Genomic DNA, 11,580 nt, shown 5'->3' with positions numbered 1-11,580 from the left:
GCTCTACTCCGTACGAATTCGCGGATCGACAAGGCCGTAAGCGATGTCCACCAGAAGATTGACGCCGATAATCAGCATCGAAAGGATTGCGATTGTTGCCTGCAGGACCGGATAGTCGCGTCCGGCAACCGCATCGAATGCAAGCGTGCCCATACCCGGCCAGTTGAAGACGCGTTCAACCACAACGATACCGCCCAGGAGGCCACCGAACTGCAAGCCGATATAGGTAATCAGCGGAATAGCGCAGTTACGCAGCGCGTGCTTATAGAGCACCTTGTTTTCGCTCAGACCCTTGGCACGAGCCACCATGATATATTGCGACTGCAGTGTTTCGAGCATCGACGTGCGCACAAGACGAACGTTGGTTGCAGTCAGAATAATGCCCATTGTCAGCGCAGGCATCACGAAGCTTGCAATACCGCTCATACCACTTGGCGGTAGCCATTGCAGATAAATGCCGAACAGCAGGACAAGCATCGTCGCAAGCCAGAAGTTCGGGAAAGACAGACCGACAAGTGAGCAGATGCGAATGAGCTGATCAGCCCATTTACCGCGCGAAACTGCCGCCTTGATGCCAAGTGGCACCGAAATTACAATGGAAACGAACAGCGAGGCGAAAGCCAGCATAAGTGTGGCTGGCAGCGCGCTTCCGACCAAAACGGAAACCTGCGTACCACCGAGGAAGCTGCGTCCAAGATCAAGTGTAAACAGACCTTTGAGGAATTGCCAATATTGAACCAGGAATGGCTGGTTCAAACCCAACCCCTCGCGGATGCGCTCGAGATCGGCTTCCGTGATACTGCCCGCACCTTGCGTCAACATCAGCGCCGGATCGCCCGTCAGGCGGATCGCATATGCGACAAGCAACGTCATCGCGATCAACACGAACAACGCTTGCAAAATTCGTTTTATAAGAAATCCAGCCACCAGAGCGCCTCCGAAATGCAGCGGCAAGCCGATGAACGGCTTGCCGTATCAGTTGGTTTAATCGACGGTTACGTCGGTGAGACGCAGACGGCTATCTGGAACAGGCACGAAGTTCTTCACGCGCTTATTGACGCCGAAGATTGCCTTCAGGTTGTAGAGAGGCATTTCGAGCGCGCGGTCGGCAGCATAATGCGCGATTTCCTGAAGCATCTTTTCACGTTCGCCACGGTCGAGAACCGAACGCTGTGCTTCAAGCATCTTGTCGAGCTTTTCATCCTTGTCGTACGGGTTCCACTTTTCACCCGAATGGTACATCGAGTAAGCGGTGTTATCGTAATCGAAGGTCCAACCACCCCATGCTTGCTGGAACATGGCACCCGTTTTGCCCTGTGGGATAATGTCATTGAGCAGAACATTCGTGTCATAAGGCTTGATGGTTGCATTCACGCCAACCATCTGCAGGAAGCTTGCAACTGCCTGTGCAACTTCGTTGAAGCTCGCATCCTGACCGCGCACGTCAATCTGCACCGTTGCGCCAGGCTGAACACCTGCTTCTTCAAGCAATTTCTTAGCCTGCTCAGGATCATAAGGCAGCGGCTTCATGTTTGGATCGAAACCGAACGACAGTGAACCCTGGAAGCTTGCGATCGCTTCAGCCTGTCCGGCAAGGATCGACTGGATGATCGCATCGCGATCGACAGCCATAATCAACGCCTTACGTACGCGCTCATCCTTGGTGATGCCGTCACGCGTGTTGAAACGAAGGGCATAAACCGACGGCCCCGAGGCTGTAACAAGTTCAAGCTTTGGATCGCCTTCAATCGTCGGGATCATGCCGATTGGGATAGTTGGTGGAATGACCAGATCAACGCGACCAGCTTGAAGTTCAGCTACAGCTGTCGAAGGCTCAGTAATGAAACGATATTCAAGTTCCGAAAGCTTCGGAGCACCGCCCCAATGGTCAGCAAAAGCTTCAAGCTTGATGTTGACCTTTGGCTCATAGGATACGAACTTGAATGGGCCAGTGCCGACTGGATGTGTGTTGAAATAATCATCACCCTTTTCGGTGATGTATTTCGGTGGAACGATCATCGCGCCGTAACCGGCAAGCTTGGTGATCAACACCGGATCTGGCGTCTTGAGGTGAAAATCGACGGTCTTTTCGTCGATGACTTCGACCTTTTCGATTGCGATATAGTTGGAACGCTGCGGACCTTTCGCGCCTTCCTCACCAAGCAGACGATCAAAAGTGAACTTCACCGCTTCTGCGTTGAATGGCTCGCCATCGTGGAACTTCACACCTTCACGCAGATTGAAGCGGATGCGTTTGCCTTCGTCGAGTTCTTCCCACGACGTTGCCAGACCTGGTACGATTTTCAGATCAGGGCCGCGATAGATGAGACCATCAAAAATATTTGTTGCGACCGACGCCCAGTTGACGAGGAACGTATCAATCGGATCCCAGCTGCCCGGATCCTGCGGCGACGAAACGGTGAGTTTGCCTGCGGCGAAAGCCGGTGCCGATGCAATCACAGCTGCCGACAGGGCAGAAGCCAGAAGAGCGGCTTTCAGTGCTTTCTTTATCATTATTTTCCCCTTTGGGTTTAGTTGAAGCATTTCCAGCAAAAGTGTGAAGCGGTTTTTCGTTGGATAATGCGATGAAAAAAGCGGCAATATCTCAGGCGCTTTCGGCGACGAAATGGCCCGATGAAACCTCGCGGTGATTGTAGATCGTTGGCTTGTCGTCGATCCGACGCGTCGTGCTTGGAATTTCTCCTTCAAGCGCTGCGCGTTCAGTCCGTGCCGAAGGATCGGCAACCGGCACAGCTGAAAGCAGGCGCTGCGTATAAGGATGCGTTGGCGTTTCAAAAACCTGACGACGTGAGCCAAGCTCCATAATCTGTCCAAGATAGAGCACAGCGACGCGATGGCTCATTTTTTCAACCACGGCCATGTCATGGCTGATGAAGAGATAAGCCAGCCCATGTTCTTTCTGCAGATCCATAAACAGGTTGATAACCTGCGCCTGAATGGAAACATCGAGCGCCGAAAGCGCTTCATCAGCGATGATAAGCTTCGGCTTTGAAGCAAGCGCACGCGCAATACAGATACGCTGACGCTGACCGCCGGAAAACTCATGCGGGTAACGCGAAGCATATTCCGGACCAAGGCCAACGCGTTCCAGTAGTTCCGCCACGCGCGCATTGATCTCCTTGTTGTTATCAAGAAGGCCGTGGGTGCGGATCGGCTCTGCAATCGAGAAACCAACAGTTTTGCGCGGATCAAGCGAGGCAAACGGATCCTGAAAGATATATTGAACCTCACGGCGCATCTTATAGCGCTCAGAAGAACTCATTTGCGAATAGGCTTTGCCATTAAAGCGGATGTCACCGGAAAGCGGCGACTGGAGTTGCTGGATCGTACGGCCGATGGTCGACTTGCCTGAACCGGATTCACCGACAAGCGCCAGCGTCTCACCCGGATAGATGTCGAAAGCAACCTTCGAGACCGCGTTGCAAACATGGGTGACTTTGCCCAACATGTTCTTCTTGATCGGAAAGCGCACGTAAAGATCATCGACAGCAAGAAGCGGCTTGTCGCTATAGCGTGCCGTGTCCTGAATACGCTCTTCACCCGACAGAACAGGTACGCCATCGCGAATCACCATGACAGGCATACGCTTCGGGAACGCTTCGCCCGTCATGCTGCCGAGTTTCGGAACTGCCGACAAAAGTGTCTGTGTATATGGATGCTTTGGCGCGTCGAAGATGCGGCCAACCGGACCTTCTTCAACCTTTTTGCCCTTCCACATGACGACAACATCGTCTGCCATTTCGGCTACCACGCCCATATCGTGCGTGATGAAAATGACAGCCATTTCAAGCTCTTTCTGCAAATCTTTGATGATATGCAGAATCTGCGCCTGAATGGTGACATCGAGTGCAGTGGTCGGTTCATCAGCGATAAGCAGCTTCGGACGGCAAGCGAGCGCCATCGCGATCATCACACGCTGACGCATACCGCCGGAAAGCTGGTGTGGATAGCGCTTGAGAAGCCCTTCAGCATCTGGCAGGCGTACCATTTCCAGCAGCCGCTTGCCTTCAGCCAGAGCCGCACTCTTCGACATGCCTTCATGCAACATCAACACTTCAGATATCTGATTGCCGATGGTGAAGACCGGGTTGAGCGATGTCATCGGCTCCTGAAAGATCATCGCAATGTCTTTGCCGCGAATGCCGCGCATTGCTTTCTGATCGGCTTTCAGCAGATCGCGTTCGCCTTCGGGACCATTGAACAGGATGCGCCCGTTGGGGAATTTCGCGCCGCTCATATCGGCAAGGCGCATGATCGAAAGCGACGTGATCGACTTGCCCGACCCCGATTCACCGACGACGGCCAGCGTTCGGCCAGGTGCAACCGAAAAACTTAAATCATCGACGACCCGACTGGCGCCGAATTCAACACTGAGGCCCTCGACCGTCAGCAGAGGTTTTGAAACAGATAAGTTCAACTCGGTTCCGTTCAAACTTGTAACTCTCTTATAACGTGATGGCAGACCGGGTGGCCTGATTGAATGCACCGGACATGAAGCGCAATAAGGCCGCTACTTCAGATAGGGTTTCTTCAGACGGCCGTGCGTTCGCAGTGGAATCAACCAGAAGGCGTTCGCGAATCTGCGCATAGCGAGCACAGGCTTCAGCGCCCTTCTCCGTTATTTTGACCGTCTTTTCCTTGGATGCCTTACCAGTGGTAAGTAGCCCCGCTTTCTCAAGCTTGCGGATCGCATAGGTTGCGATGTGTGTGTCTTCGATATCGAGCACGAGACAGATATCGGCCAGCTTCTTCTCACGTCCACGATGGCGGATCGAATGCAGGATCAAAACTTCAATTGGAGAAAGCCCCGGCAAACCAGCTGCTGCCATGCAGCGAACCATCCAGCGCGAGAATGCGTGCGAAGCCAGAATGAGGCCGTATTCGACCTCTGACATGCCAGGCGAACCGCCTTCCGCAAGGTGCGCAGACGAAACAATGGGCCCTAGAGAAGCAACAGAGCGCAGATGCTTTGGAAGAGAAACTTCATCGAAGCTCTGTTCTCGCATCTCTATGGGCGTTTCCGCCATTAACTCCGAGTCTCGTTTATTCCCCATTATTGCTGCTCCCTTATTTTTGTGAATTTTATGTCACCATCTTATCGACATTTTGTCAATAAAGTGGAAGTATGAAATTCTGAAAAGATTTCAAAATACACTGTCTTCATGCATGAGGGAGCCAATAATGAGCGGAACGGGAAGCGGCGTGTGGGACTTCTGGATTGATCGTGGCGGCACATTTACCGACGTCATTGGACGCGATCCTGAAGGCATTCTGCATGCACGCAAGGTTCTCTCCGAAAACCCTTCAGCCTATCGCGATGCAGCCGTTCACGGCATCCGTTTGCATCTCGGCCTCAAGACTGGTGAGCCGGTTCCGGCTGGGTTGATCGGCGAAGTGCGCATGGGTACGACCGTTGCTACCAATGCGCTTCTCGAGCGTAAGGGCGAGCGGCTGGCACTTGTCACCACCAAGGGCTTCCGCGACGCTCTGCGCATCGGATATCAGGAACGCAAAAACATCTTTGCAACGGAGATCATTAAGCCGGAAGCGCTTTATGACAGCGTAACCGAACTCAATGAGCGTATCCACGCCGATGGAACTGTCGAGCAGGCACTTGATAGCGCTGAAGCAGAAGCGGCACTCCTTTCGTTGAAAGATCAGGGCTATAAGTCTATCGCGATTGCCCTCATGCATGCCTATAAGTTCCCGGCGCATGAAGCTGAAATAGCACGCATTGCCCGTGAGATCGGTTTCGAGCAGGTTTCTGTAAGCCATGAAGTCTCGCCGCTGATTAAGTTGGTGGGCCGTGGCGACACAACAGTCGTCGATGCCTACCTGTCACCCGTCCTTCGTCGCTATGTTGCACAGGTTTCCAACGAACTCGACGTTGAGCGCACCGGCGCACGCGTCATGTTCATGATGTCTTCAGGTGGTCTTACGGCAGCTGACTTGTTCCAGGGTAAAGACGCAATTCTTTCCGGCCCAGCGGGTGGTGTTGTTGGTCTTGCACGCACTGGCGAGACGGCGGGCTTTGGACAAGTCATCGGTTTCGATATGGGCGGCACATCGACGGATGTTGCCCATTTTGATGGTGAATACGAGCGCGCCTTCGAAACGGAAGTTGCAGGCGTTCGTGTTCGCGCGCCGATGATGCTAATCCACACTGTTGCTGCTGGTGGCGGCTCGATCCTGCATTATGATGCCGGGCGCTTCCGCGTCGGCCCGGATTCAGCAGGAGCCAATCCCGGCCCAGCCTGTTACCGAAATGGTGGCCCGCTTGCTGTTACTGACGCTAATGTCATGCTCGGCAAACTCATCCCGGATTACTTTCCGGCTATCTTTGGCCCTGAACAGAACCAGCCGCTTGATGTGGAACGCGTTCGCACACTTTTCACAGCTCTTGCTGATGAAATTGGCGACGGCCGCTCACCAGAATCGGTTGCTGATGGTTTCATTCGCATTGCTGTTGCGAATATGGTCGAAGCGATCAAGAAGATCTCCGTACAGCGTGGCTATGACGTCACTCGTTATGCGCTAAGCTGCTTTGGCGGTGCTGGTGGCCAGCACGCCTGCCTCGTCGCAGATGCACTTGGAATGAAGAACATTCTTCTTCATCCAATGTCCGGCCTGCTCTCCGCTTATGGCATGGGCCTGGCCGATATTCGCGCCACCCGACAGAAAGCGCTCGGCGTGTCACTCGATGCATCCGCTCCGGCAGCACTGAAAGCGCTTGGTGAAGAACTTGCGTTGGAATGTGTTGCAGAACTTGCGACACAGGGCATCGAACAAGCCACAATTCAGCGTCATCTTCGCGCGCATATCCGCTACGCAGGCACCGACACGGTACTTTCCATCGAAGCAACCTTCCCTGCCGAGGACGATGCCGATCGTCTGCGCACTGAATTCGAAACCGCGCACAAGCGTCGCTTCGGTTTCATCGCAGAAAACAAGGCGCTGGTAATCGATGCCGTTGAAGTCGAAGCAGTCGGCGGCGGTGCGGGCGAAACCGAGACCAGCCTGCCGCTTGAAAGCGACCTTGAGGCCGAAACAGCCAAGCGCGCACGTTTCTTCTCCCAAGGTGATTTCCACGATACTGGTGTCGTTATTCGCGAGCACATTCAGCGCGGCCAGACCGTGACCGGGCCAGCAATCATCATCGAAAAGAACCAGACGATCGTTATCGAAGATGGCTGGCAGGCACGCCTGACCAAGCACGATCACATCGTTCTTACCCGTATCAAGGCTTTGCCATTACGCACGGCGATCGGCACTGAAGCCGATCCGGTCATGCTTGAGATTTTCAACAATCTCTTCATGTCTATTGCAGAGCAGATGGGTGTGACGCTCCAGAACACCGCCTACTCTGTCAATATCAAGGAACGTCTCGATTTCTCCTGCGCCGTATTCGACGCCGAGGGTAATCTGGTTGCCAATGCGCCGCATATGCCTGTGCATCTGGGATCGATGGATGCTTCTGTTGCAACGGCAATCCGTGAGAACAAGGATATCAAGCCGGGCGACGTATTCCTGATCAACGCGCCTTACAATGGTGGCACTCACCTGCCCGACCTGACAGTTTGCACCCCGGTTTTCGATGACGATAATCGCGAGATCCGCTTCTGGGTTGCAAGCCGTGGCCACCACGCCGATATCGGCGGTATTGCCCCTGGTTCGATGTCGCCGCTGGCCGTTAATATCGAGCAGGAAGGCGTTTATATCGACAACTTCAAGCTCGTTGATCGCGGCACCTTCCGTGAAGATGCCCTTTCAGCTCTCCTGACCGGAGCAACCTATCCGGTGCGTAATCTCACGCAGAACGTCAATGATCTTAAAGCTCAGATCGCCGCCAATGAAAAAGGTGTCGCTGAGCTGAAGAAGATCATTGGTCTCTTCGGTGAAGACGTAGTGAAGGCCTATATGGGACACGTTCAGGACAATGCAGCTGAAAGCGTGCGCCGCGTGCTCGACAAATTGCCTGATGGGCATTTCACCTACGAGATGGATCAGGGCTGCCAGATCGAAGTTCGCGTCACTATCGACCGTGATAAGCGCGAGGCGACAGTTGACTTCACCGGCACATCTGAACAGCGTCCAGACAACTTCAACGCGCCAGAACCAGTAACACGCGCTGCCGTGCTTTACGTGTTCCGCGTGCTCGTTGAAGGCGACATTCCGATGAACGCGGGCTGCTTGCGTCCGATCAAGATCATTGTTCCACAGGGATCGATGCTTTCGCCACGCTTCCCGGCAGCTGTTGTTGCAGGCAATGTGGAGGTTAGTCAGGCCGTCACCAACTGTCTGTTTGGCGCGACCAAAGCCATGGCAGCAGCACAAGGCACCATGAACAACCTGACATTCGGCAATGACGAATATCAGTATTACGAAACCATCTGCTCCGGCGCACCAGCCGGACCTGGCTTCAATGGTGCCGATGCGGTCCATACGCATATGACCAATTCCCGCCTTACCGATCCGGAAATTCTGGAAACACGTTTCCCCGTGCTTCTTGAAGATTTCCATGTACGTGAAGGATCAGGCGGCAAAGGCAAATGGCACGCAGGCGACGGCACGAAGCGCACGATCCGTGCGTTGAAGACGCTCGACTTCGCGATCCTTTCAGGCCATCGCCGTGTGGCTCCTTTCGGTCTGGAAGGTGGTGAAGCCGGTCAGACCGGACGCAACGAAGTTCGTCGCAAGGATGGTACGATTGAAGTGCTGGGCAACTGCGATCAGACCGTACTTGAAGCAGGAGAAGCTTTCACCGTCATAACGCCAACAGGCGGTGGCTTCGGTAAAGCTTAATAGCAAAACATACGAGTTAAAAACGCCGCCGCGAGGCGGCGTTTTTATTGATGTTTAGAACCAGAAATTGCCAAACCGCTATATACGGATTCAGATTGCTGTACTTGATAAGAAAATAGAAATAATTTCTCCAAGTCGGGCAAAGACTGCGATTTTAGACGCTACGTTAGAATTAAATTCCTGTATTTTACGTCTCATCGAATATTTTTACAGGTGACCTTACAAATGAAGTTCGCAAAAATCCTCGCAACGGTCGGTGTTCTCAACGTAGCTCTCTTCTCGACCGCAATGGCGGGCGAAAACCTCGATGCCATCAAGTCAGCAGGCGTGTTGAAGATTGGCACGGAAGGCACCTATGCACCGTTCACCTTCCACGATAAGGACAACAAGCTTGTCGGTTTTGACGTGGAAATCGGCGAAGCGGTTGCCCAGAAGCTTGGCGTGAAGCCTGAATTCGTTGAAGGCAAGTGGGACGGCCTGATCGCCGGTCTCGACGTCAAGCGTTATGACGCCGTTATCAATCAGGTTGGCATCACCGAAGAACGCCAGAAAAAGTTCAACTTCTCTAACCCTTACATCGTTTCCAAGGTCGTTCTTATCGTCAATGACAAGAATGATACGATCAAGGATTTCGCTGACCTGAAGGACAAGAAGTCCGCACAGTCGCTGACCAGCAATTACGGTCGTATTGCCAAGGAAGCCGGTGCTGAATTGGTCGCCACGGATGGCTTTGATCAGTCGATCCAGCTGGTTTTGACGGGTCGCGCAGACGCCACGCTCAACGACAGCCTTTCCTTCCTCGACTTCAAGAAGCATCAGCCAAATGCACCTGTAAAGGTCGTAGCTGAAAAGGAAAATGCAGACGCTTCGGGCATCATCGTGCGCAAGGGCGATGACGATCTCGTCGCCGCAATCAACAAGGCGCTCGACGAAATCAAGGCCGACGGCACTTACGACAAGATTTCTCAGAAGTACTTCGGTCAGGACGTATCCAAGTAAGTTTCGGATAAGTGTAATTTAGGAAGCCGGAACATGTTTCCGGCTTCCTTTCGTTGTGGCTATATAGAAATGTAGCAAACGTCTATTTCAGGAATCTTCCATCTAAGGACCGAACAAGTGCCCGATTGGTTTCAACTCATGGCGGATTCCCTGCCCACCCTACTTTGGGCTGGACTGCTGTTCACCATTCCTCTGACAATTCTATCCTTCATCTTCGGACTTTCGCTTGGATTGCTGACCGCACTTGTGCGTTTGTTTGCACCAGTCTGGGTTTCGGCCATTGCTCGCTTTTATGTCTGGATTTTCCGCGGCACGCCTCTACTGGTACAGCTGTTCGTGATTTTCTACGGCCTGCCAAGTGCAGGCATTTATCTTGACGCCTTCACTGCTGCAGTCATTGGCTTCTCGTTGAATGTGGGCGCTTATAGCTCCGAAGTCATCCGCGCGGTCATCTCCTCCGTGCCAAAAGGCCAGTGGGAGGCAGCCTATTCCATCGGGATGAGCTGGCGTCAGGCGCTCACACGCACGATCTTGCCACAAGCCACCCGCACAGCCGTCCCGCCGCTTTCCAACACCTTCATTTCGTTGGTGAAAGATACTTCACTTGCAGCAGCCATCACCGTGCCCGAACTATTCCAGTCGGCGCAGCGCATTGTTGCGACGACATATGAACCGCTCATTCTCTACATTGAAGCAGCACTGATTTATCTGGTGCTCAGCACGATCCTGTCCAATCTTCAGGCTAGGCTTGAAAAGCGCTTCGGTCGCTATGGCGGAACTCTGGAGACAAACGCATGATCGAGCTACAGCACATCGTCAAAAGCTTCGACAATGTTGTTATCCTCAATGATATCAATGTGAAGATCGCCGAAGGCACCGTCACAGCACTTGTCGGCCCATCGGGCGGCGGCAAAAGCACGCTGCTGCGCTGCATCAATCTGCTTGAGATTCCAACCTCGGGAACGCTGGTTTTGGGCGGCCAGAGCATTACGCTCGACCCTGATCGCAAGCCAAGCTGGCAATCAGTTCAGTCGATCCGCCGCCAAACAGGCATGGTGTTTCAGAACTTCCAGCTTTTTCCGCATCAGACAGCCATTCAGAACGTGATGGAAGGTCTGGTTACTGTTCTGAAATGGCCTAAGGCAAAGGCCCAGGAACGTGCGATGGAACTTCTGACAAAGGTCGGCATGGCTCATAAAGCCGATGCATGGCCCTCGACACTATCGGGCGGACAACAGCAGCGTATTGCTATCGCCCGCGCGCTCGCACCGTCGCCGCGTGTCCTTCTCTGTGACGAGCCGACCTCAGCACTTGATCCGGAACTTGCGTCCGAAGTGGTCGATGTTTTGAGCAAGCTTGCGAAGGAAGGCACGACCATGGTCATCGCGACCCACGATCTACGCTTAGCCTCCAAGATCGCGCAGAATGTCGTATTCCTGGAATCAGGCAACATCGTCGAGACAGGAAGCGCTCACGACGTTTTCGCAAATCCCACACGCGATCGCACAAGACAGTTTGTTGCGACGATCAACGCAGCGCATACCTACGACATATAGAGACATCTGGTCGTTTCTGTTTGCAATGAAGGGCTTTTGCATATTGCAAGAGCCCTAATTTTTATCTCCTTACTAATATCACTCGTGTTTTATCAATTTTCCAACGGCTGTTCCGGGCCTGCCCCTTGGTAAATGCCCAAAGCGCTGTTACATTAGGGGCAACGTAAAAATTGAAGCGCCTTGATTGCGTCCTTTTAGGCTC

The 11,580-nt window shown here is 53.3% G+C and carries 8 protein-coding genes; 4 read left to right on the top strand and 4 right to left on the bottom strand.

The genetic code is table 11. From position 1 onward, the window contains the following. Positions 1–3 precede the first annotated feature (3 nt). The 4 genes from CEV34_RS23865 to CEV34_RS23850 form a co-directional block, all read right to left on the bottom strand. Positions 4–927 (bottom strand): ABC transporter permease, encoded by a 924-nt coding sequence (locus tag CEV34_RS23865; RefSeq protein WP_007879420.1) that lies wholly within the window; start codon positions 925–927, stop codon positions 4–6. 57 nt (positions 928–984) lie between these two features. Further along, positions 985–2,514 carry an ABC transporter substrate-binding protein gene (locus CEV34_RS23860; protein ID WP_007879421.1) on the bottom strand — a complete coding sequence of 510 codons (1,530 nt, stop codon included), beginning with the start codon at positions 2,512–2,514 and terminating at the stop codon, positions 985–987. A gap of 91 nt (positions 2,515–2,605) precedes the next feature. Further along, on the bottom strand, positions 2,606–4,453 hold the full coding sequence (locus tag CEV34_RS23855; protein ID WP_007879423.1) for an ABC transporter ATP-binding protein: 1,848 nt from the start codon (positions 4,451–4,453) through the stop codon (positions 2,606–2,608). Between the two features lie 13 nt (positions 4,454–4,466). Beyond that, the gene (locus CEV34_RS23850) at positions 4,467–5,075 is read right to left on the bottom strand and encodes a winged helix DNA-binding protein (RefSeq protein WP_039860837.1); all 609 of its coding nucleotides are present in this window, start codon (positions 5,073–5,075) and stop codon (positions 4,467–4,469) included. Between the two features lie 127 nt (positions 5,076–5,202). Between CEV34_RS23850 and CEV34_RS23845 the strand changes: the two genes are divergently transcribed. The 4 genes from CEV34_RS23845 to CEV34_RS23830 all read left to right on the top strand — a co-directional run bounded on the left by CEV34_RS23845 (position 5,203) and on the right by CEV34_RS23830 (position 11,378). Continuing rightward, entirely contained in the window at positions 5,203–8,823 is a 3,621-nt protein-coding gene (locus CEV34_RS23845) for a hydantoinase B/oxoprolinase family protein (protein ID WP_007879426.1), read from the top strand. 225 nt (positions 8,824–9,048) lie between these two features. Then, positions 9,049–9,822, top strand: coding sequence for an amino acid ABC transporter substrate-binding protein (locus tag CEV34_RS23840; protein WP_007879427.1), 774 nt, complete (start codon positions 9,049–9,051; stop codon positions 9,820–9,822). 117 nt (positions 9,823–9,939) lie between these two features. Continuing rightward, positions 9,940–10,620, top strand: a complete 681-nt coding sequence (locus CEV34_RS23835) for an amino acid ABC transporter permease (RefSeq protein ID WP_007879428.1) — start codon at positions 9,940–9,942, stop codon at positions 10,618–10,620. Next, positions 10,617–11,378: an amino acid ABC transporter ATP-binding protein gene (locus CEV34_RS23830; protein WP_007879429.1), complete on the top strand. Its 762-nt coding sequence runs from the start codon at positions 10,617–10,619 to the stop codon at positions 11,376–11,378. The genes CEV34_RS23835 and CEV34_RS23830 overlap by 4 nt, the downstream gene beginning before the upstream one ends. Positions 11,379–11,580 lie beyond the last annotated feature (202 nt).

Origin of the sequence: Brucella pseudogrignonensis (assembly GCF_002252525.1) — a bacterium.
GTDB lineage: Bacteria > Pseudomonadota > Alphaproteobacteria > Rhizobiales > Rhizobiaceae > Brucella > Brucella pseudogrignonensis.
Note: the sequence above shows the minus strand (reverse complement) of the source record. Positions and strands in the feature narration are given on the sequence as shown.

Coding starts and splice junctions, on each gene's coding strand:
- CEV34_RS23860 (WP_007879421.1), bottom strand. CDS start 2,514: ATGATAAAGAAAGCACTGAAAGCCGCTCTTCTGGCTTCTGCCCTGTCG.
- CEV34_RS23850 (WP_039860837.1), bottom strand. CDS start 5,075: ATGGGGAATAAACGAGACTCGGAGTTAATGGCGGAAACGCCCATAGAG.
- CEV34_RS23845 (WP_007879426.1), top strand. CDS start 5,203: ATGAGCGGAACGGGAAGCGGCGTGTGGGACTTCTGGATTGATCGTGGC.
- CEV34_RS23840 (WP_007879427.1), top strand. CDS start 9,049: ATGAAGTTCGCAAAAATCCTCGCAACGGTCGGTGTTCTCAACGTAGCT.
- CEV34_RS23830 (WP_007879429.1), top strand. CDS start 10,617: ATGATCGAGCTACAGCACATCGTCAAAAGCTTCGACAATGTTGTTATC.